15 protein-coding genes are annotated in these 22,939 nt (G+C 55.9%); 7 read left to right on the forward strand and 8 right to left on the reverse strand.

From position 1 onward, the window contains the following. Positions 1-102 (reverse strand): IS1 family transposase (locus tag H6G62_RS12520; RefSeq protein ID WP_199324940.1); only part of this gene is annotated, 102 nt, incomplete at its 3' end. A 308-nt stretch (positions 103-410) separates the two neighbouring features. Between H6G62_RS12520 and H6G62_RS12525 the strand changes: the two genes are divergently transcribed. Further along, positions 411-2,201: an ABC transporter ATP-binding protein gene (locus H6G62_RS12525; RefSeq protein WP_190495587.1), complete on the forward strand. Its 1,791-nt coding sequence runs from the start codon at positions 411-413 to the stop codon at positions 2,199-2,201. Positions 2,202-2,248: 47 nt separating this feature from the next. On the opposite strand, the gene gcvT is transcribed toward H6G62_RS12525, so the two are convergent. Then, positions 2,249-3,343 carry a glycine cleavage system aminomethyltransferase GcvT gene (gene gcvT / locus H6G62_RS12530; protein WP_190495589.1) on the reverse strand — a complete coding sequence of 365 codons (1,095 nt, stop codon included), beginning with the start codon at positions 3,341-3,343 and terminating at the stop codon, positions 2,249-2,251. 83 nt (positions 3,344-3,426) lie between these two features. Between gcvT and H6G62_RS12535 the strand changes: the two genes are divergently transcribed. After that, positions 3,427-4,200: a hypothetical protein gene (locus tag H6G62_RS12535; RefSeq protein WP_190495591.1), complete on the forward strand. Its 774-nt coding sequence runs from the start codon at positions 3,427-3,429 to the stop codon at positions 4,198-4,200. A gap of 664 nt (positions 4,201-4,864) precedes the next feature. On the opposite strand, the gene H6G62_RS12540 is transcribed toward H6G62_RS12535, so the two are convergent. Then, positions 4,865-7,396 (reverse strand): CHAT domain-containing protein, encoded by a 2,532-nt coding sequence (locus H6G62_RS12540; protein ID WP_190495593.1) that lies wholly within the window; start codon positions 7,394-7,396, stop codon positions 4,865-4,867. A gap of 204 nt (positions 7,397-7,600) precedes the next feature. On the opposite strand from H6G62_RS12540, the gene H6G62_RS28595 reads away from it, so the two are divergent. Continuing rightward, entirely contained in the window at positions 7,601-9,871 is a 2,271-nt protein-coding gene (locus tag H6G62_RS28595) for a prolyl oligopeptidase family serine peptidase (protein ID WP_199324941.1), read from the forward strand. Positions 9,872-10,028: 157 nt separating this feature from the next. On the opposite strand, the gene H6G62_RS12550 is transcribed toward H6G62_RS28595, so the two are convergent. From H6G62_RS12550 to H6G62_RS12575, 5 genes are all read right to left on the reverse strand, one after another. Continuing rightward, complete coding sequence (locus H6G62_RS12550; protein ID WP_347239349.1) at positions 10,029-10,697, reverse strand: DNA-3-methyladenine glycosylase; 669 nt, start codon at positions 10,695-10,697, stop codon at positions 10,029-10,031. Next, complete coding sequence (locus tag H6G62_RS28600) at positions 10,682-12,868, reverse strand: DUF4912 domain-containing protein (protein WP_347239350.1); 2,187 nt, start codon at positions 12,866-12,868, stop codon at positions 10,682-10,684. Before H6G62_RS28600 ends, H6G62_RS12550 begins: the two co-directional genes overlap by 16 nt. Positions 12,869-13,211: 343 nt before the next feature. Next, the gene (locus tag H6G62_RS12565) at positions 13,212-13,511 is read right to left on the reverse strand and encodes a hypothetical protein (RefSeq protein ID WP_190495596.1); all 300 of its coding nucleotides are present in this window, start codon (positions 13,509-13,511) and stop codon (positions 13,212-13,214) included. A gap of 157 nt (positions 13,512-13,668) precedes the next feature. Further along, positions 13,669-15,066 (reverse strand): class II fumarate hydratase, encoded by a 1,398-nt coding sequence (gene fumC / locus H6G62_RS12570; protein WP_190495598.1) that lies wholly within the window; start codon positions 15,064-15,066, stop codon positions 13,669-13,671. Positions 15,067-15,190: 124 nt separating this feature from the next. Then, entirely contained in the window at positions 15,191-15,805 is a 615-nt protein-coding gene (locus H6G62_RS12575; protein ID WP_190495600.1) for a hypothetical protein, read from the reverse strand. Between the two features lie 939 nt (positions 15,806-16,744). On the opposite strand from H6G62_RS12575, the gene H6G62_RS12580 reads away from it, so the two are divergent. From H6G62_RS12580 to H6G62_RS12595, 4 genes are all read left to right on the forward strand, one after another. Next, positions 16,745-17,392, forward strand: coding sequence for a hypothetical protein (locus tag H6G62_RS12580; protein ID WP_190495602.1), 648 nt, complete (start codon positions 16,745-16,747; stop codon positions 17,390-17,392). A 187-nt stretch (positions 17,393-17,579) separates the two neighbouring features. After that, positions 17,580-18,605 carry a tRNA dihydrouridine(20/20a) synthase DusA gene (gene dusA, locus H6G62_RS12585; RefSeq protein WP_190495604.1) on the forward strand — a complete coding sequence of 342 codons (1,026 nt, stop codon included), beginning with the start codon at positions 17,580-17,582 and terminating at the stop codon, positions 18,603-18,605. A gap of 143 nt (positions 18,606-18,748) precedes the next feature. Beyond that, positions 18,749-19,492 (forward strand): cytochrome b/b6 domain-containing protein, encoded by a 744-nt coding sequence (locus H6G62_RS12590; RefSeq protein ID WP_242051964.1) that lies wholly within the window; start codon positions 18,749-18,751, stop codon positions 19,490-19,492. A gap of 127 nt (positions 19,493-19,619) precedes the next feature. Beyond that, positions 19,620-22,922, forward strand: coding sequence for a PAS domain S-box protein (locus tag H6G62_RS12595; protein ID WP_190495606.1), 3,303 nt, complete (start codon positions 19,620-19,622; stop codon positions 22,920-22,922). The last annotated feature ends 17 nt before the right edge of the window (positions 22,923-22,939 follow it).

Here is a 22,939-nt window from a genome sequence, read left to right on the forward strand (position 1 = left end):
CACAAATTGACGGCCACAGTCCCGGCACTTGTAATTTTGCTTCCCGCGATGGCTGGTGCCGTTCTTGGAGATATCGTGAGACCCACAGGTCGGACAGGTCATCTCGATGGCCATGCGTTTGTCTCCCTGATTATCGTGGTGGCGTAGCCTGATTTTCCTCTGTCCCGTGCATTAATGCACTACCGAAACCGGACCGTCCTTATGAGTATGCGTTTGCCCTGCCAGAGGGCTGGGCTTCTGCCTCTAATAGGCTACTCGGAAGGTAGGATGAAAATGGTGTCTACCTAGTGACCTATGGGGTGCCTCGAAAAATACCAATCCTATTGAGAATGGCAACGAGATTTCAATGGTTTTGGGCTCCAAGAATTTGCAATAAAGATTCGCAATCAGGCAATTAATCGAGGTGCCCCATGCTCACCCTATCCAGCACGCCCCATCCCCTGCGTCGTCTGTTGCGCTATGGCCGTCAGTATCGTCAGCGGGTGTGGCTGGCCAGTGTGTGCTCGGTGATGAACAAAACCTTCGACCTGGCTCCCCCGGTGTTGATTGGTTTGGCGGTGGATGTGGTGGTGCAACAGCAGGATTCCTGGATTGCCCGTTGGGGGATTGCGTCGATTCCGGGGCAGTTTGTGGCCTTGACGCTACTGACGGTGGTGATCTGGGGGCTGGAATCGACCTTTGAGTATGCCTACGATGTGCTGTGGCGCAACCTGGCCCAGTCCATCCAAAAAGACCTGCGGGTAGAAGCCTACGCCCACCTGCAAAGTCTGGATATGGTCTACTTTGAAGACCGCAGCAGTGGCCGACTGATGGCGGTGCTCAACGACGACATCAACCAGCTCGAACGGTTTTTAGACCGAGGGGCCAACGAAGTTCTCCAGGTGATTACCACCGTGATTTTGATTGGGGGCGCGTTCTTTGTGCTGGCTCCCCAGGTGGCCTGGTTGGCGATGCTGCCTATGCCCGTGATTGTTTGGGGGGCGGTGGCCTTTCAAAACAAGCTGGCCCCCCGCTATGCCGATGTGCGCGAAAAAGTAAGCCTGCTGAATAGCCGCTTGTCCAACAACCTCAGCGGCATGGTAACGATCAAAAGCTTCACCGCCGAAGACTACGAAATTCAGCGCATCCAGGCCGAAAGCGAAGCCTATCGCCTCAGCAACCAGCGGGCCATTGCCCTCAGTGCGTTGTTTATTCCGCTGATTCGCGTCCTGATCCTGTTTGGGTTCACCGCCACCCTGGTCTATGGCGGTTTGGCCACCGTGGCCGGACAGATGGCCGTGGGCACCTACAGCGTCCTCGTTTTTCTCACCCAGCGGTTGCTCTGGCCGTTGACCCGCCTAGGCGAAACCTTCGACCAATACCAGCGGGCCATGGCTTCTACTAGTCGGGTGATGGATTTGCTGGATGCCCCGATTGTCCTCACCCCCGGCTCCCTGCGAGTGCCCGTCAGCGAAATCCGGGGCGAAATCCGCTTTGAGAACGTCAGCTTTGCCTACCCCGACCGCCCCCCCGTGGTAGAAAGCCTGACCCTGAAAGTCCCCGCTGGGCAAACTGTCGCCATTGTGGGGTCTACGGGATCGGGCAAGAGCACCCTAGTGAAGCTGCTGCTGCGGTTCTACGATGTCAGCGAAGGCCAGATCGTCCTAGACGGGGTGGATATCCGCGACATCAACCCCACCGACCTGCGCCGAGGCATTGGTCTCGTCAGCCAGGACGTGTTTCTGTTCCACGGCACCGTGGCCGAAAACATTATCTACGGCACCTTCGCGGCCACGAGGGAGGAGATTATCCAAGCCGCCAAACTGGCCGAGGCCCACGACTTTATCGTAGCCCTACCCCAGGGCTACGATACCCTCGTCGGCGAACGAGGCCAAAAACTCTCTGGGGGCCAACGCCAGCGCATCGCCATCGCCAGGGCCATCCTCAAAAATCCGCCCATTTTGGTGCTGGATGAAGCCACCTCAGCGGTAGACAACGAAACCGAAGCCGCCATCCAGCGCTCCCTCGACACCATCACCCAAAACCGCACGACCATCGCCATCGCCCACCGCCTTTCCACCATCCGCAACGCCCACTGCATCTATGTGATGGAGGACGGCCAGTTGGTGGAATCCGGCACCCATGAGGAATTGCTCTCCCATCAGGGCATCTACGCCAGCCTGTGGCAGGTGCAAATGGGACAGCGACACCCTGTACTTTAGGGAAATATAGTCGTTAAAGAGACTCGTATGGCTTGTCGTACAAAGGCTTAGACTTTGTAGAAGGGGCGTTTTACGACCTGGGCGGGGCGTTGTTGGCCGCGAATGTCTACGGCTAGGGTCTGCCCGATCTTAGCCAGGTGGCTGGGAACATAGGCCAGGGCAATGGGCTTGTTCAACGTGGGGGAGAGGGTGCCACTGGTGACGATACCGACGGGGTTGCCCTCGTGGAGAACGGGATAACCGTGACGGGCAATGTGGCGTTCGGATAGAGACAGCCCCACCAAGCGGCGAGATACGCCCTCGGTTTTCTGCTGTTCTAGGACAGATCGCCCCACAAAATCACCCACGTCGTCCAAATGCACTAGCCAGCTCAGTCCGGCTTCTAGAGGACTGGTGGTGTCGTCAATGTCCTGGCCGTAGAGGGCCATGGCCGCTTCTAGGCGTAGGGTGTCGCGGGCACCGAGGCCACAGGGGACAACGCCAGCCTCCAGCAGGGCGTCCCACAATTCCCCAGCGGTGGCGGGATCGAGCATGATTTCAAAGCCGTCTTCTCCGGTGTATCCGGTGCGGGCTAGGAAGGCAGGTTTTCCGAGGACGGTGCCGTCCACATGGCCAAAGCGTTCTACGGTGGACAGATCCTCCGTGACGGAGGTTTGCAGAATGTCTACCGCCTTTGGCCCCTGTACTGAGAGCAGGGCAAAGTCGCTTGACTGATCCACCAGTTCCACCCCAGTTCCAGCCAAATGCTCCAGAAACCAGGCTTTGTCCTTGTCGGTGGTGGCGGCGTTGACGATGGTAAATACCTGTTCGATGCCCGATTCATCCCGATCCTTCAGGTAAATAATCAGGTCGTCGATGATGCCGCCTTGGGGATTGAGCAACACCGTATATTGCGCCTTACCGGGGGGCAGTCGTCCCAGGTTAGAGGGTACTAACGTTTGCAGGGCAGCTAGAGCACCGTTGCCGCGAAACAGCAGCTTGCCCATGTGGGAGATGTCAAACAGCCCCGCCTGGGTGCGGACGGCCTCATGTTCCTGCTTGATGCCGCCAAACTGCACGGGCATTTCCCACCCGGCAAACTCGGTCATCCGGGCCTTGAGGTCTAGGCAGCGAGAATAAAGGGGCGTTTGGCGCAGGGACATAACAATACGTTCACTGAATGATTAAGCTAGTATACAGACTATTTTTAGGCACAAGATGAAAATAGCGAGGGAGGAATCCAAATATGAAATTCACACCTAGCGCCAGCAACTATGATCTGGAAGATGTAGAAAATGCTATGAGGGTGGAAAGAATTGCTGGGGGCAGTGAGTTCTCGGATTTACAGAAATATCTTGACAGTTGCAGCCTTCATAATGAGTCCGAATACATTTGCAACTTCCTTAAAGAATCCCATGTCATTTTAAGAGTAATGAGCGATACAAGTGGCATTTTTTATCCCCCCTTCCCAGAGACCGCTGTTTCTACAGCAATTCTTGGGCCAATAATGAGATTGCTTAGATTTTATAGCAATGGTCTGACAGTGCTTCATGAAGTGCCATTAAATTTCAAGTTAACAGGAGACTCTTGGCACAGAACACTTGAGGGCAGGAAAGTGTATGAAGACAAAGTAAAACATGAAGTAGAAGGAAGGATCGACTTCCTAGTCCTTTCTTCTAAACCTGAAAGGAAAACTGAAGACATAGAAATTGCTAATTTTCACGATTTACATTATCTGAGCCGCCAGACATGGAAGTTAGGGATAGAAGTAAAGAAGTGTGGAGATAATGATCTATTCAGGCACGTCGATCAGTTACTTCTATACATGAATACGAATATAAATCTTGAAATACCAAAATACGGATTATTGACAAATGGAAAATTCAATATATTAATTAGTTTATCTAGGAGTCAATCACTGAAAAAATACTATAGCCTTTTCTCAGCAGAAGGAGTTGACAGCCTGTTTTATATTTTAAAGTTCTTCAGGTTGCACGACAAACTGAAGAACCTTGAGTGAGCAATTTCATAACAAGGCAAGCAATCATAGCTTTAGAAAGTTTACACCAATACTGCATGAGGACGAGTATAATTCGTAGCCTAAAAGCCTCATATTCAAAGACCTATGACCTCGTCATTTCCGCTCATCTTCACATTTTATTAGTGAGCACCTCGAAAAATGCAGGTCTTCTTGAGACTGGCTACGAAGTTCCATGGGTTTTAGACTCTTCGAGTTCGCAATAAGGTAATTAATCGAGGTGCCCTAGTGTTAAGTCCCAGCGTGTCATAACACTTACTAAAAAAATGTATTCTCAGCGTTTATGCTGTGTTGTCCTCAATGTAACCCATGTGAAGCACGGCTGTCCTCTGTAAGATTAGTTAGAACATCGGCGAGTCCTCCACCACTAAGCAATCCTACCAACGTTGGGGAGTAAAGTTATCATCATTGAGAATTACGACGGGTAGTGCATTAATCTACGGGTCAGAGAAAAAACAGCCAAAAACAGCAATCTACTGCCGTAAGGTCTCTAGGGTCGTCTGATTATTCTCTAGCCTGTACGAAATAGGAGTACCTTATAGCCCTATTTCGTACAGGCTAGAGGAACATCAGGCGATGCCATTGCGATAAACCGGGAGCCAAACCCATGACGAGTGGCGAGGCTGTGGGCGTCAATTGTCCTGCACTAAAATGCATTACCGTCCTCTGGATTGGGGGCGAGGGTGGCGAGGCGGCTGACGGTGGTGCGCCAGGTGTCGATTAAGGCGGGTGTCCAGATCCAGCGTAGGCCCAAAACCCTGGGATCGAGGATGGTGGGGTCGAGGTTGACGCCCATCAGTAGATAGTCGTTGGCGCGGTTGAAGGCGGCTTGGCGTTCGTTGGGGTCGGGGGTTTGTTCGCCTTGGCGGGCGTAGGCCATGGCAAGGCCAGCGATGGCATTGGTGGTAAACGCCGAAGAGACCTGGGGTGGGCCATCAGGGTGGCGATCCCGCAGTTGGGCCTGGTCGAGGCGGAGGGCGGTTTCCCAGGCTTCGATGGCTTGGTTGTTATCGGCTAGGACATAGTGGGCAAAGCCCAGGGCGACCCAAGCGTCCAGGAAGTTTTCCCTGGCTTGGATGGCCTGCATCCAGGCGCGGCGGGCATCGTAGGGGGTGGCTCCCTGGTCGCCGAGGATGGCCTGTTGCCAGAGCAAGCGTCCCCGCACAAAGGCGAGATCGGCATCGAGCAGTTGGTTGGGGGCGGCAGCGGCCAGCACCGATTGAGCGGCGGCTAAGTCTTGCTGATCCAGCAGTTGCTCGATGGAACGACGAGCCTGGGCAGGTCGGTCGGTGGTGAGAAATTGGATCGCTTGCAGGACGATGACCGCATTGCCACTCCCGGAGATTGGCCCCTCCGGTGAGGGCGACGGGCCAGGGTAAACCGAGGGGGAACTCCCGTCATTGGGGGGGAGGGGGGGCACAGGGCGCAGGGCTATCCCTAGGAGCACGGCAGATCCAAAGGCGATGACTCCCATCGCACCCCATCGCCAAGGGGCGGGAAGGCTGAGCAGGGTGTGGCGGAGTGATTCGATGGGTTGGGTGAGGGCATGGATCCTGGACTGGGGCGGGGCAGGTGTCGGCGCGACGGGGGCACTGCCGACGACGACGCGACGGGACGTGGGGGCTGGAGAGTCAGGGGAAGGGGGAGATGGGGAGAGGGGAGAACCGGGGGGAGGCGAGGCGGTTGCTTCGGATGGAGAGTCCGGGGCGGTAAGTTGCTGGACGAGGTTGGCAACGAGGTCTTCTCCGGGGGGCGGGGGGGTGTCGAAGTCATTGAGCCAGTCGCTGATGACGGCGGTGGTGGGTGGTGTGGCCAGGGCCGCGTGGCCAGAGAAGACCTCCTGGGCCAAGCTAGAGATATCGGGATCGGTGCTGTAGTCGGGGGGCATCAGCCCTGGTTCAGGGGACAGATCCTCTAGGTTAATGGTTTCCAGTAGGTCGGCGGGTTGGGCCTCTGGGACGGCGAACAGGTAGCCGTCAAAGCCGGGTCGCAGGTAGAGAATCGGCAACATCCAGAGCGGTTGGCGGGATCCGTGGGCGGTCATTAACCCCTGGCGCACCCGGCTAAGGCAGACATCCACCGGATAGCCCTGGCGCAGGTTGCGGTAGAGCAGTTGGGTGAAGGTGATGGCTACGTCGTCGGGGATGCGGTCGGCCATAGCGATGACGCCGGGAACGCCCCGCGTCACCAGAGCTTGTACCAGATTTTGCAAGCGCCAGTCGGAGGTAGCATCGGGATTGGGGGTGTAGGCTCCGCGACAGGAGTTGAACACGGCCAGCCAAATGCCGTTATTCACCAACAGGCCCGCTAGTTCTTTGCCACTGAGGCTTTCGGTCAGGCCGTTGTGACGGTTCACTAAAAAAAGGTCGCCGCCGCTGGGGTCGTGGTCGTGGTGGTTGGGGTCGTGGTCAAAGCTGGCGTCGCTGTGGCCCGCATAGTGCAACACCTGAAAGTTGCCTTGCTCTAGCGCTTGCACCAGTTCCGCCCGACCGGGTTGCTCTAGGAGGGTTACTTGAATATCGAGGGGTTGCCGCAGGCGGGCGCTGGGATGGGGCATGGGGCTAGAGCGACTGGGGGGCGATGCCAAGTCGGCCAGCAGGGGCTTAATTTCGCGGGTGAGGGAGAGGCGATGCTGATCACTGGGGGCAGAAACCACCATCAGCACGCGCAGGGGTTCGGAGGCGGGGGCCAGGGGGGGCAGGGTGGCTAAATCAACGATGCTGCGGCCTTGGTAGTAGCGGCACAGGGTAATATCCATGCCCGTGGCCAGGGGGCGATCCTCGTCGTAGAGCAGTTCCCAGGGCAGACTTTGCAGACGGCTATTTTTAAACCCTAGGCGCAGGCGCAGGGGTTGTTGAAGGTGTTGGGCCACCCCCTGAGCCGCCAGCCAGCTATCGCGAATGCGCCCCTGAAACAGATGTTGGTAGAGGTCTTGCCCTAGGTGGATGGCCAAGTCCGCCTCGGCCCCTTGGGGGAGCCCTTCAGCACCGGGGGCACGGCTGAGCAATTGATGGAGGGGATCTTGTAGCAGGGCTTCGGCCTGGGTGAGCCAGTCTGCCACGGGCCAAGTCACCTGGGTTTCGGCCAAGGGCACCCCCGCCGCCACGGCCTCAATGCGCAGCAGGTAGGTATCCTGATCTGCCATGGGAGTGATGGAAATATGGAACTCTTGAATCACCAGGGCCGACTCTTAATAAAGGCTTGTAAACCCCGTGTAGGGCGCAAGGGACGGGTATGATGTCTATGTTTTTCGTTGCCCACGGATCTGATTCCGGGAGGTAAACCTATTTTCTTACCACGCGGCAATTTTCGTTTCTTCCACGGTAAAACATCCGGTCTAATCTCGCGATCACCGCAATTTCCCCACCGGACTGGGGGTGGGGTGGGTGGGCGCGGGGTACTCTGGTGGTGTGCGGTGCTGCTGGGCACGGTGGGTATACCTCTTTTGGCAGGGGTGCCCACTCCGGCGGCCATTGTCACCGTTGGGCTTGAGGCTATCCCCGATCAGCCCGAACTGTCCGCGTCGGAACAGGAACGTTTGTCTGCCCTGCAAGCGGTGCAGCGACCCCACATTCTCAGTACCCTCAGCCCCGATGGCACCACGCTGCTGGTGGCCGTAGACTCACCCCTCAGCCCCGAACAACTCACCCTCTACTTCCTCGATCTGCCCACGGGCGACCTCACGGAGGCAACGGATCTTCTGGATGTCGTGGTCAGCCCCGCTGGCCTCGTGCGCTGGGTGGATAACAATACCCTGCATTTTTTGCAACAGGGTGTGTTCGGCCCCTGGGAAATCGTTACCCTCAACCGCGTGACGGGGATCGTCTCGCGTACCCAGGTAGCTCCCTTGGGTGAGGAAGCGGGGGAAGTGTTGGGGATCTCCCCAGACTTTTCTAGGCTCGCCATCCGGGTCTACGACGGAGACGAAGACGTGGTGTTTCTGGTCTCCCTCAATACTCTCCAGCGACTAGAAGTGGCTCGCCTCCCTCAGGACTTCACTCTCCAGCCTCCCACTTGGTCCGCCAATGGGCAGTATATGGCCCTCGTCGCCACCGCCACCGATGCCCAGCAGTTGTATGACCGCAGCCCCAACAGCCCCAACTTTGCCAGTACGGTTGTGCAAGATGCCCTAGGCCGCACCCCTCCCCAAGACAATCCCTTCCGCCAGCACAACTGGGTGCGCCTGTTTGATCTGTCTCAGTCCGAACCCCTACAGGTAGAACTGCGGGCCGACCTAGATCAGGGGGATAACCATGGGGATAACCATGGGGATAGCTTTGCTGACGCCTACTTTAGCCCCGACGGTCGCCGCCTATTGGTGAAACGCCACCGCCCCGCCCACCTAGCCGGACGGCCCCACCCCACCTACCTCTTCCCCGACTCCGCCTACTACCAGGTCTACGACCGTGATGGCACCCTCCTCCATACGATTGATGAGCCCGCCCTCCAAGGCCCCTATGAATCTCAGGGGTGGTTTTTAGGCCAAGATCAACTGCTGTTTTGGGCCTCCGCTGGTCATCAGCGTCCACTCTGGGTGTATGACCTCGGCACCGATTCCACTGCCGATTCCAGCCCCGACCTTAGTCCTGATTCCAGGGCCGATTCCAGGGCCGAACTCAGTACCGAACTGAACCCTGCCCTCCGTCCCCAACCCCGCCAGTCTCGCCTGCGTCCCCTGCCCTTGCCCCCTGGCTCCGTCGATCCTGCGGCCTTAGCCCTCAGCCCCAGCGGCGACACGATTATTTACGGCTTTTCCTCCGTCACCCAACTACCCGAACTCTTTCGCTGGCGATCCAACGACCCGTCTCCATCGGCACCCCTCACCCAGGTCAATGCTGATCTGCAAAGCGTGAACCGGGTGCAGTATCAGCCCGTGCAGTTTGCCACCCAAAACGGCCCCCGCCAGGGCTTTTTGGTGCAGCCGGAGGGGCAAGCCTTCCCGCCCCAGGGGGTGCCCCTCGTGTTTTGGCAGGAGGGCGGGCCAGGGTTCTCCATGGCCAATGAGTTTGCTGCGGAGGTGGAAATTCCCCTCAACCTGCTGCCTAACTTTGGCATTGCTGTCCTGGTGGTGCCGCTCACCGGACGGGAAGGGTTTGGCTCAGCCTTCTATCGGGGGCAAGCGGATCACCAAAACTTCGGCCACATCGACCTTGTGGAGGGCAGGGACATCATTCAACAGGTGGTGCAGATGGGCTGGGCGCGGGCCAACCAAATCGGCGTGAGTGGCTGTTCCTATGGTGGCTACTTTGCGGCCCAAAGCCTGCGCCAGTTTCCCGGTCTGTTTGCGGCGGCGAACCCCCAGTGTTCTCTGCTAGATACCCTCACCGAATGGCAATTGGGCTATTCGGCCCTGCTCTCCTACCTAGTGGGCCAATCCCCCATGGAAGACCCCGCAGCCTACATCGCGAACTCTCCCCTCTATGGAGCCACGGCCATCACCACCCCCACCCTGATGTTCCACGGCACGGAGGATTTTCTTCAAATCGATGTAGCCCGCAACTTCCACGACATGCTGGATGCTGCCGGAGCCCCCGTCACCCTCTACCAGTTTGAAGGCATGGGCCACGGCATCAGCGATCCCCACTTCCAAAATCTCGCGGCTCAGATCCAAATCCAATTCTTCCGCCAATATCTCACCCCCAACTCATACTAAATCTGGCTCCTTTGCCCCCGGTATCAGCGGGCGAGGAGACCTCGCCCCTACGGTTTACTGGGCTGGAGATCGGGGTTATCCAATTCGGATTGGGCATAAAGCCGAAATAACACCTCTACAAACGTCTTGATTGCGGTGGATACTGCGGTGGATTGGGCTAAGCCCGTTTCGAGACAGCGGCAGAATCCTCGATGTACCAGCGCCAGGGTAACTCCGTGCCCTGGGTGAGGCCGATGCGGGTGGTTTGGATGCGGTTGGGGGAAGGAGCAACCCGTTGCCGCCACTGGGTGGTGGGCGGAGCTAGCCATAGGCCGCTTGTGGGAATCAAGGGCTGTTCCGTAAGGCGACGGTCGATGTCGAGCAGTTGACAGGTTTTGCCGGGGCCAGCCCCCCATCGGCTGGGTTTCTCTGGTCGCCTTCCCCGGTTTTTTGCTTGACGATCCTGGGCCAACCAGGGGGGAACCGTCTCCAGTTCCACCGCCCGAACTAGCACAGCACTGGGCACCCGAGTTTGGTCTGTCACCACGTTAAAACAGTGGTAAATGCCGTAGATCAAGTACACGTAGCTATAGCCCGCTGGGCCAAACATCACCCGGTTGCGGGGTGTTTGGCGGCGGTAGGCATGGCAGGCCGGATCGCCCTCCGTGTAGGCTTCGGTTTCCACAATCACCGCCTCCAGTTGGCGGCCATCGGGCCATTGCCGCACCAGCCGACAACCCAACAAATCCGGGGCCACCTCCACCGCTGGACGACTCAGCCAATCGGGAGAAATCCATCCGTCGGCGCACTTCTCGGTGGACATCGGGGTGACTAGCTCTGGAACCATTCGTCCTGGGCTTCTTCCTTGGTGTTGGTGCGGCGGTCGGGGGTTTGACGATCAAAGGTCATGTGAATCGACCGATTTTGTTCGCCATCTGCCGCCACGGCCATGATGGGGTAGTCGATGTTGCCATCGGGGAAACTGGTGTGGACTCGGAAGGTGCCTTCGGGGCTAAGCGGAATGGGCTGTCCGGCCATGGTGACGGTGGCATCGGGTTCGGTGGATCCGTAGACGATCAGTTCGGCATCGGCCACCAGCCAGAATTTGCGCGGGCGGGCCGGGGGCATGGAGGCCGAGAAGCCCACCCCAGACATCGTTAAGCCCGAAATGCCGGACATCGTCAACCCGGACATATTCAATCCAGATACATTCATGCCGGACAGGCCAACGCCGGACATACCAATGCCGGACATACCAATGCCGGACAGGCCAACGCCAGACAGGCCAACGCCGGACATCGTCACACCCATGCCCACCCCAGACATCGAGGAAATTCCCGACATCGTAGGCACCAGGCTCCCTGGCCCCGGCATCCCGTGGAGCAATCCGGCCCCGGAGGCTCCCCAGGAATAGGAGCTTTCTGCGGACTGATAGGGGGCGATGGATCCAGTGACATGCTGGACAGATCCGGCGACGTGCTGAATAGACCCCGCTACCTGCTGCGCCGAACCCGGTACGTGGGGCACCGATCCGGGAATGTGCTGCATGGAACCATAGAGTGAGCCATCGACGCGATCCGCCTCGCCCGCTTGGGAAATAGCGTACATTTGCTCGTGCAAGCTGCGTGATTTCTGGTTGGCATCGACCAGGGTCATCAGGGTTTTGCCCCGCAGTTCTTCCTCCCAGGCAACGGTTTTGAAGTGGTCTTCGCTCCAGTCTGAGGGGTAGATGGGGGGAATGCGGATGGTGTTGGATCGGGCCAGCAACAACCAGCGGCCATCGTGGGCGATGTAACCGATTTCGGCCTGATAATCGCGATCACTGACGGGAATTTGCAGATACCAATCCCGTGCCAGTTCGTCGCAGTCGCACTGTTGCATCCCGTGGGGGGCTTGGTAGTTGCGGTCAATATCGGTAACATCGTAGAGCCGCAGGGCCAGCCGTTCGCCCCCTTGGCGGCGCAGGTCTTCCTTGTGGGTGTGGGGCACATCCCAATAGACATAGGCCCACTGAGGATCGCGGGGCATCAGCACAATCCGGCTTTCCCCATAGCCATCGGGCAGGGGTGGCAGGCCATCGTCAATGGTGGATAGGTCGATGCTGCCATCGGTGGGTTGCCCCACCACATCAAACTTTCTGGCCTCAATATCGGTCTGATCTTCGGTACTGGCCATCGCTGCCGCTGCGCCCGCCGCCAGCCCCGCCGCGCCCGCCACCAGGCCAGTCATCCCCGTGGCCACCGCCATCACCGGAACCGCACTAGGCTGAGGAATGGGAGTTTCCTCAACGGAAGGGGCCGTCGGCGTTTCAGGGGTTTCAACCGTGGGTGAGAGCGAACTATCCTCGGCAACCGCAGGTTCGGGAATCTCAGCGACGACAGGTTCAGGAATCTCAGCCGCGACAGGTTCAGGAATCTCAGGGACGACAGGTTCAGGGATTTCCGCCGCGACGGGTTCAGGAATCTCAGGGACGACAGGTTCAGACGTTTCAGCCACGACGGGGGCTGGATCAAGCCAGGGATCGGCTTCTAGGGGGGCGGCGGTGGCATCTGGAAGGGTAGATTCTTGGGGGGCCGCTGTGGTGGTTAATGCTGGTGTGGTTGGGGGAGTTTCCGTTACCGCTGTGGTCGCATCAACTGGGGGCGGCGGGGCGGCGGCGGTCTCCCTCGAAACAGGCGGCGCATCCGATGGGGCGTCCTCTTGACGGCCCAAGGCCCAGGCCAGGACTCCGACCAATCCAGCGGCGATGGGCAATAGCCACCACCAGGCAAATCCTCCCTGGGGTTGGGCGGCGGGAGCACTGGGGGATTCGGTGGCTTGGGCCAGGATCAACGCCTCGGTACCTTGAGGTGGAATACCTTGAGGTGGAATAGCCGATGGCGCGTTGTCGGGCACCGGAACCGTCGTTGAGGTTTGGGCCACTAGGGGGGGCAACGGCAAGGCTAGAGCCTTAGAGCCTGCTTGCGCCGTGCTGAGGAGCAGCAGCGCCGCAACGAGGGTTCTGGAGGAATACGGCATCGTGACGAGGGGATCAGAGTACTCTAACTGCGAAGGTGATGTCAGACTGAGCCTGTCCAACCGGGCGGATGCCGCCGAGGGTGAACCAGGTTAGGCGATCTTGATTCGGGAGAAGTCTCCCCTCAAGTCGTCGAGTTTTAGGCTCAGACCCAAGAATTACGCACAACTATCGCAGTATTCGCCAGGGGAGTCAATGGGAATTGGCGACCTGGGCGAGCAAGGCCAAAAATTGGCCAAAACCAGAGGATTTGTCCCACCGACTGGGGCCACACCACCCACAACCATCGTCTGGATTGGGAATTCATTGGGGATTGATTGGGGATCGATTAGGAATCTAAATCGATTAGGAATCTAAATAGAGTTCGGCCCGCCAAACCCGTTCCTGAAGCTGCCGAAACAGGGCACACTTGGCCGTACTGAACCCCTCCCCCGCCACCAAGGCCGACAAAATGGCCTCTTCGTCCCGACGGGCCAAACGACCATCCGCCGTCAGATGCTCGATTAGGTGCTGGAAGTCCGAAAGTTCCTGCTGACGGGCGTCATTGCCACCAAGGCGTTTGGAGCTATCCCCCTGAACACGGGAGGACGCATACCCCTGAACCCGATTCCTAGAAGACACCGGGGTTTCTCTGACCATGACCATGGCAACCTCCTAATGAGGCGAGGTTTACTAAAATGCCACTCACCATTGAAAGCCAAAGCGATCCGCACCGATGTTCACCGGGGCACAACCTCCAAAAGGTTTAAGGATTGCTTGGGGTTGAGGAAGGGGGCGGCTAGAAATCGGGCGGCTGGGAGGGCTAGGGTTGGGTCATGCGGCGAGGATGGATGGCCCGGTCAAAGTCCTCGGCGCTGATGTAGCCCAAGGACAGGGCAGCGTCCTTGAGGGTGAGGTCGTGCTCGAAGGCGTGGTGGGCAATTTGGGAGGCTTTGTCGTAGCCAATCACCGGACTGAGGGCCGTCACCAGCATCAGGGAATTTTGCACGTACTGGTTGATTTTTTTGCGGTTGGGGGTCATGCCTTCCACCAAAAATTCGGTGAAGTTGTGGCTACTGTCGGTCATCAGCCGCGCCGATTGCAGGATATTGAAAACCATCAGCGGCTTGTAGACGTTCATTTCTAGGTAGCCGCTGGCTCCGGCAAAGGCCACGGCGGCATCGTAGCCCATCACCTGCACCGCCACCATGGCCAGGGCTTCGCACTGGGTGGGGTTCACCTTCCCTGGCATGATGGAGGAACCGGGTTCGTTTTCGGGCAGGTGCAACTCGGCAAAGCCCGCCCTGGGGCCGCAGCTCAGCAGGCGAATGTCGTTGGCAATTTTGTAGAGCGACACCGCCAGGGTTTTCAGCACACCGCTGGTCATCACCAGGGCGTCGTGGGCACCCATCACCGTGAACTTGTTGGGGGCAGTGACGAAGGGCAACCCCGTAAATTTGGCGATGTATTGGGCAGCGGTTTTGGCAAAACCCGCCCCGGCGTTCAGCCCCGTCCCCACGGCAGTCCCCCCCAGGGCCAGGGGATAGAGTTCTGGCAACACCGTTTCCAGGCGAGCGAGATTGTCGTCCAGCATCCCCACATAGCCGGAAAATTCCTGCCCCAGGGTGAGGGGAACGGCGTCTTGCATGTGGGTGCGGCCAATTTTGACGATATCGGCCCAGGCGTTGGCCTTTTCGTGCAGGGCGTGGCGCAGACGGTTGATGCTGGGAATCAGCGAATGGTGCAGGGCTTGGGCCGCTGCAATGTGCATCGCCGCCGGAAACACATCGTTGGAAGACTGGGACATATTCACATGGTCGTTGGGGTGAATCGGGGTTTTGCTGCCCAGTTCGCCTCCGGCCCGCTCGATAGCCCAATTGGAAATCACCTCGTTCACGTTCATGTTGCACTGGGTGCCGCTGCCCGTCATCCACACCCGCAGCGGGAAGTGATCGTTGAGTTGTCCCGATAGGATTTCATCCGCCGCCTGGGCAATCATCTGGGCCTTGTCGCGGGGAAGTTTGCCCAAATCCGCGTTGGCCAGGGCCGAAGCTTTTTTAATCGTCGCAATGGCATGAACCACCGCCAGGGGCATCTGGTCTTGGCCAATGGAAAAATAACGAATCGACCGCTGGGTTTGCGCCCCCCAGTAGCGATCACTGGGTACGGCAATGGCCCCCATGCTGTCGGTTTCTTGGCGGGTGGCGGGCTGTTCCGGCATGGGGTGTCTCCTTGATGGTCTTGGGGCGAGATAGGATAGGTCGATATCCACCATAGGACAACGCCCCGAAAACACCAATGGGCTTCCGGGGCGCTATGACCGTTTAGGAAAACGTAACCCAGGGTTAGCGGTCGGCAGGACGCTGCTTTTTGCTAACGCCAACGGCGGTGAGGCCAACCAATACCAGGGCGGCGGCAGCAGCAGGTTCAGGTACCTGGGTAGGCGGCGGGGTGCTCGGACGGCCCACAAACAGAGAGGCGTGGGATAAATCCTTCTGGTCGAAGGTGGCCCAGGCTCCACCGGAGGTGGGGAGGCTGCCATCAAAGTAGTAAGAGGTGTAGCGGTTCCCGGCCTTAAGGCTAATCACAAAGGGACGATCCACCGTATCGCTAACCGCCCAGGTGCCACGACCTTTGCCATTCTGTACCCAGCTAAAGCCATAGTCGTTGGGGCCAGAGCTGGTACGCCCCCCTTCAAACTTGCCGTCAAACACCCAGCCCTCCCCTAGGGTTTCGTTCAAAAAGCTGGTTAGGGGAGCACTAATGCTGCTGGTCACATCGTTGCCCCGCACCGGATCCAAGCAGGTGCTATAGCTGAGGGAAGATCCCCCTGCCAGGGGGTTGCTCGTTACCGCGCCCGATGCACAGGATAGACTTGCCGCTGCTTGGGCTTGGGGAGCCATTACAAGGGCCATCACAGACAGAGCCAGGGTAGAACCAATTAGAGTCGTGGGTTTCATTGAGCGATGATTCTCCGGTGAGGATAGGGACGATCTCAAGCCATCGACGGAGCGGGGATCTCCTCTCCGTGGCACAGTCTAGGAACCGCCGATGTTCGGTGTTCTTTTTTACTTAAACATCCCTATCTACGTATGACCTGCGTTGAAATACGGCTTCTCCGTTGAATCCTCGAATCGGCGTCTGAGTAGTTTCCGGGAAGGTGGGCTATCAACCCTCAGTAAACCTAGAGATCTCGGACGAGGCACGACTCCAAAATCTCCCTACACCTCGTTTTAGAGTTTAGGGTTGTGCCGAGGCAATCACCTTTCTCAAAATCCATAGCTGAGCAAGCTGGGCAAGCTATCCGTGATGATCACGAATCCAAACTCGAATCAGTCCTATCAACTTGCGAAATTCCCCTGATCAATCAGCTAGGATCCGTTTATCTTTTCTTCATCCAAGCCTTAATCTTTGTTGGTTCAAGGCCATTCTCAATGCCTTAGCCCAGTCGAAGTCATTTCAGCTTGGTGGTTAACGCAGGGGCGAATCTGGCTTTGTCCGCTGAAACGAGTTCTGGCCTTAGTCAAGGGAGATCACATCCCTGTAGATCGGCATTTTGGCACCATTATCGGATCGATAGAATCCTCTGAATAGAGGAAATTACGCCGTTGAAATCTGGCACAGAGACCACGAAGATCTTCAGATCGCAACAATTTAGTTACACCGTAAACTTGCATCCCTCAGTCCCAGTCACTCCCGTAAAGTATTGATGAAGACAAGGACTACCTAGACAATCACCCTGAAAGGAAGTGATACCTTACTTAAGTAGGATAACTGCGTACTTATACGCATATTCTTCGTCCTAGGCCCATATGCTGCTCTACAGGCAAGCCTAGGCCCAGTTGCATCTCACCTAACATGCCTCTTCATTCCGTTCACCTACGGAGATAATACAACCTATGAAAACACTGGCATTTCTGGGGGCATCCGCCCTAGCCGCAGGTTCCATCGCTTTATCAGGCACTTTCGCCCCCGCTCAGGCTCTAACGTCAACAGGGGTTTCCTGTACCGCTGCTAGCGGGCTTTTTAACCCCATGTATATGGAGTGCTGGGGGGCTTTTGAAGGGAACGACGTTTCCGAAGGTGGAAGCGACAATTCCAGCGGACTCATCGCTCTTCTCACTGAATACACTACCAATAAGGGCTTATTAGGAACTTGGTCGGCAAGCACCGCTGATAAGTCTGATAACAATCCTGGTAATGGTGTGTTTACCAGCAACCCAACGACAAATAGTGGCATCCTAACGTTTGATACCGCTAAGGTTGGGCTGTTCGGCATCTCCCTCAAAGCGTCTAACTCCTTCAGCCTCTACCTGTTTGATGGGGGCACCACTGGCATCAGCTCCATCAACTTTAATACGATTGGCACATCATTGACAGGTGGCCCTAATCCCCAAGGACAGGGGCTCTCCCACGCCAGCTTTTTTGCTTTCACCCCTGATGATTCTGGCGATGTCGATGTGCCTGAGCCTGCTACGGCTGCGGCTTTGGGTACCTTTGCCATGCTTGGTTTGGCGATGAAAAAGAAGACCAAGGTCTCTGCGTAGTTTCCTGGATTGACGTCCGAGAACACTGTTAGTCTCATCTGTCGCTGTCTTAGGTTGGAGTTGCCCTGCCTACGGCGGCGTTTTTGTTGGATAGTGGCATCTAGGGCCATCGCCCTGCTGGAGAGCAGAATGCTAGACTGCATGGGTAATCATGGGGCCAAGAAGTAGGGCAGTGGAACAGAGGGAGATGGGATTAACAGCGGATTTGGATGCCACCCCCCAGCCCTCCCCTGGAGTAGCCCGACCCATTGAGGTGCCCCTCAGCCTTGCGCCGATGATGGATCGGACGGATCGGCACTATCGTTACTTTATGCGGCAGATCAGTCGCCACACTCTGCTCTATACGGAGATGGTCACCGCCCAGGCGATTCACTACGGAGATCGGGATCATTTGCTGGGCTTCACTGCCGATGAGCGGCCCTTGGTGTTGCAGGTGGGGGGGGATAATCCGGCCCTGCTAGTGGAAGCAACTAGGGCAGCGGTGGATTTTGGCTACGATGCCATTAACCTGAATGTGGGTTGCCCCAGCGACCGGGTGCAAAGCGGCAACTTTGGCGCTTGTTTGATGACCCAGCCCCAGCGGGTGGCCGAGGCGGTGGCGGCGATGCGGGCGGCGAGTTCCCTTCCGGTGAGCGTGAAGCACCGCATTGGCGTAGATGACCTGGATCGCTACGAGGACATGGTGAATTTTGTCGGCACCGTGGCCCAAACCGGATGTCGGCATTTCACCGTTCATGCCCGCAAGGCTTGGCTTCAGGGGCTTAGCCCCAAGGATAATCGCACCGTGCCGCCCCTGCGCTATGGGGATGTGTATCGCCTCAAGCAAGATTTTCCCCACCTGTGGATTGAAATTAACGGCGGCATTGTTAGCCTCGATCAGGCCACGACGCACCTGAATCGGGTAGATGGGGTGATGATGGGTCGCGCCGCCTATGATAATCCTTACCTATTTGCTGCGGTGGATCAGCGGTTCTTTGGGGTCAACGAAACTCCGCTAACCCGCGCTCAGATCGTGGAAGCCTTGCTGCCCTACATCGACCACTGGACGAGCCGAGGGCTGAAGCTGAACAAAATCACCCGCCATCTGTTGATGCTGTTTGCCGGACAACCGGGTAGCCGCCACTGGAGGCGCATTCTCACCGAGGAATCTTGCAAACCCAATGCCGGGGTAGAGGTGGTGCAACGCGCCCTTCAAGCGGTTCAGTCGGTGTAATGCAGAATGGCTGATCAACTCAGTGGTTCACTGGGTTAGGGGGTGTGGCAACTCCGTATTTGTGGCGGTTTGGCTATTCTCAGTCTCACAATATAGTAAAACCGCTCACTGCCTCAACAACCGATGCTATGGCTCGGCTTGAGATGACCCAAAACGCCCAAAAGCCAATGTCTCAAAAGACTACGCCCACTCGTCCCTACCAGCCCTTTTTGCTGCGGGTTTTGCACGGCATCACGGCCCTGTGTCTCATCGCCGCTCTCCTCACCGCCTACTGGACCTACGACACCTACGATGGCCGCTGGGGTGGCATTCCTCTGCCCAAGTTCCCTGATATTGAAGGGATTCACGGCACCTTTGGCCTGTGGACATTGCTGATTTTTCCCGCCCTGGTGGTCTATGCCTGTCGTCCGGGGCAGCGGCGCTTGGTGCAGCCCGATACCTTCAAAAAACTGGCCCAGGTTGGTAAACCCATCTGGTGGTACACCCTCAACCGCATCACCAATACCTTCGCCCTGCTGGCCCTCACCTTCGCCCTCTTCAGCGGCAAAATGATGGGATCTAGCTGGTTGCCCGCTGGCGAACTGAGTCATGCTTGGTACTACGCCCACCTCATTTCCTGGGTGGTAATGGTTCTGTCCCTTGCCCTCCACCTGCTGATGAATGCCAAGGTCGGCGGTGCACCGCTGCTGCTGTCGATGCTGACCTGGCGGTTTCGCGACAAAGACAGCCCCGCCCACTGGCCCAATCATCTGTCCCAATGGTGGGTGGTAACGCAGCAAGGGGCATGGCAAGGCTGGTTTCAACCCATGACCGCGATGATTGCCCTAGAAATTTCAATTTTGGTAAGCCTTGTTGCCGCCTGGATTATTCCGCTGTTTAAGCCTTGAGATCCTGCGGTGCCCATCCTGACTAGGGCAATTTCTCTTTCAAGGGATTAATTGCAGGCCGATGCGAAACCGTTTACTTTGCTGATATCTCCCGTATATCTTGTCTAAGTTTTGAGAGGAACCCACCATGCATCCTGACTTTACCGACATGTTCTGTGGAGATACTCAAACTGACGAAAACGGCTGGATCAATATCCTATTAGCCAACCAATCACCCTTAACGAAGGTCTTTGATGCGTTGCCCGTGGCCATCGGTCTATATACCGTTCCACCCAATGCCCGTATTTTGTATGTCAATGCCAGGTTCACCCGCCTATTTGGCTATACCATCAACGATCTACCAAGTATTGACACCTGGATTACCCTAGGTTCTGACGATACTGATCCTCAGAATAATCAGTATCACCGCTGGTTAAGACTGATCGATAACGTCCAGACTGGCCAGCGCCATGCCAACCCAGAGGAATGTAGAATTCAGGGCCAAGACGGGGGTGTAAAAACCATCCTCCTCAACGCTACTCTCCTAGGCGACTGCATTCTATCCTCCTTTATTGATATTACCGATATTAAGCAAAAGGAACAGGAGCTTAGCCAGATCACGGCAGAATATATGGAAATGCTAGACAAGGCTCCCATTGCCATCGCTAGCTACAACCTGAAGGACAATCCAGAAATTACGTTTATTAACCACCAATTCAAGAACATTTTTGCCTACGATCTCTCTGAGATTGCCACGGTCAATCAATGGTTTGAGCGAGCCTACCCAGACCTCAACTATCGGCAGGAGGTTTCTGATCAATGGCAAGCTCTCATTGCTAGACAGAAGGCTACTGGGAAAACGAGTTATTTACCATGCAAGGTTACCAATAAATCGGGTAAAACGCTCAATATTCTCTTTGGAGCCATTACTCTAGACAATAAAATTATCGTCACCATACAAGACCTAACGACCCTAAAAAATGCTGAATCTGAGCTGGAGGAAGCCCGCCAAAACCTAGCAAAAACAGCATTAGCCATCACCGAGGCGATTCCCGTGGGCACCTACACGATGGTAAAAAGGCCCGATCAACCCATGGCCTACTTTTCCTTTATGAGTGAGCGCTTTCTTGAGTTAACGGGACTGGATCGCAAAACAGCGGAATCTGATCCACTCAAGGGATTCGCCTGTGTTCATCCCGACGAGTACGATGATTGGGTTGCCCTAAACGCAGAAGCCTTTGCCAAGAAAATCCCCTTCTATGGCGAAACTCGCCTACTCATTGATGGGGAGATCCGCTGGATTAGCGCTGAATCGATTCCACGGGATCTGCCCGATGGTTCCACAGTTTGGGAAGGGGTATTAACCGACATTACCAAAACCAAGCACTACGAAGCAGAACTAAAACAGGCTCACGATGAAATTTCCCAGATGAATCGAATTCTGGAAAATAAGGTGAGACAACGCACCGCAGAATTAGAGGCAAATCAGGCCAAATTTCAACGACTTTTAAACGACATTAGCGATAAATTTTTAGTGTTCAGCCATACCGACTCGATCCTGACCTATGTGAGCCATAGCGTCGAGCATATCTTTGGCATTAGGACTGAGGATATCCTGGGAAAGCCTTGGATGACTGCCGTTAACTGGTTGCCAGAATATCTTGAAGTTGCAACGACTGAAGTTGATCGGATGCTGCGGGACAAAAACGATGCCCAGCTAGAGATGTCTTTTATTCGACCGGATGGCGAACGGCGAACGGTCAATATTTTACAACATGCCGTTTGGGACGACTCAGGATCTCTAGTGGCCATTGAGGGCTTAGTTGAAGATATCACTGAACGCAAAACTTTTATTGCCGCCCTAGAGGAGAGTGAGGCCAAATATCGAACCTTTATCGAAACGGCTAACGACCTCATTTATAGCATCAATACTGATGGCACCTTTGCCTATCTCTCACCCAACACCGAAGATCTGCTTGGATTTAAGCCTGAAGAGTTGCAAGGACTATCTTTCCCTGAAGTTTTGCATCCCGACGATGTTGCCCATTGTCAGGAATTCTTTGCGGCGGTGATGGCTGGAGAGAAGAAACGCGGATTGGAATATCGCGTTATCCATAAAGATGGTAACTGGCGGTGGCATATGACCAGCGCCTCCCCTCAATTCAATGATCAGGGGGAAGTGATTGCCTTTCTAGGCTTTGCCTACGATATTACCGAGCGCAAACTAGCCGATATCAAACAACAACAGCTCACTGAGGAATTGATTAAAGCCAGTCGCCTCAAGGATGAATTTATGGCTATGATGAGCCATGAACTGCGGACTCCCTTGAATGCCATTCTAGGCATGACCGAAATTCTTCAGGAAGGCATCTATGGCGAGATGAACCTCCAGCAGGGGGATGCCCTCAACACCATCGAAAACAGCGGGCAACATCTGCTCAATATCATTAACGATATTCTGGACGTGGCCAAAATTGAATCGGAAAAACTTGAGCTGAACCTACAAAATGTCGCTGTTGCTCCCCTGTGTGAGTCCAGCCTAGCTCTGGTTGAGGCCCAAGCTCTCAAAAAGAGCATTCAGCTCAGAATGTCGCTTCCTTTTCAGATTCCTAGGATTCATGTCGATGAAGGCCGTATACGGCAGGTTTTACTGAATCTATTGAATAATGCCGTGAAATTTACCCCGGATCATGGCCAGGTTACCCTAGAGGTGATTTATCCTCCAGTCTCAGCGAATCAAGCTCCAAACCACCTACGGCTGGCCGTAAAGGATACGGGAATTGGCATTGCCCCTGAAAATGTAGATCGATTATTTCAGCCCTTTGTGCAAATTGATAGTGCCCTCAATCGACAGCATGAAGGCACAGGTTTAGGGCTGACTCTAGTGAAGAAAATTGTCGATCTTCATGGGGGCAAAGTGGCGGTTACGAGTGAGGTAGGAGTGGGCAGTTGTTTTACGGTGGATGTGCCCATTGTCTCGGAGTCAGCCCTGCACACTGCTTTGACAACCCTTTCGAGCAGTAGTACGAATCAACCTCAGCAAAGGGCTATCGAAGGCCGGATCGAACATCTGCCATCACCTCTAATTTTGTTGGCTGAAGATAACTTGGCTAATGGCCTGATGGTGAAAAATTATTTGGAGATTAGAGGGTGCCAATTGGTGATTGCGCATGATGGCGAACAGGCCGTAGCGTTGGCCATGGCAGAGTGTCCTGATTTGATGATTATGGATATTCAAATGCCAAAATTGAACGGCATTGAGGCCATTAAAGCCATCCGAAGTCATCCTCCCTTGCAACATACTCCCATCATTGCGCTGACGGCCTTAGTGATGGAGGGAGATCGGGAAAAATGCCTGTATGTGGGGGCTAATGAATACCTCAGTAAACCCGTGCGGCTGAAGCAATTGTGGATGGTGATCGAGCATCTGCTCTCTAGCCCAACGCCTTAGCCGCGTTCTGGAAGGGA

It is taken from the genome of Phormidium sp. FACHB-1136, assembly GCF_014697375.1.
In the GTDB taxonomy this organism is placed as follows: Bacteria; Cyanobacteriota; Cyanobacteriia; order Phormidesmidales; family Phormidesmidaceae; genus Nodosilinea.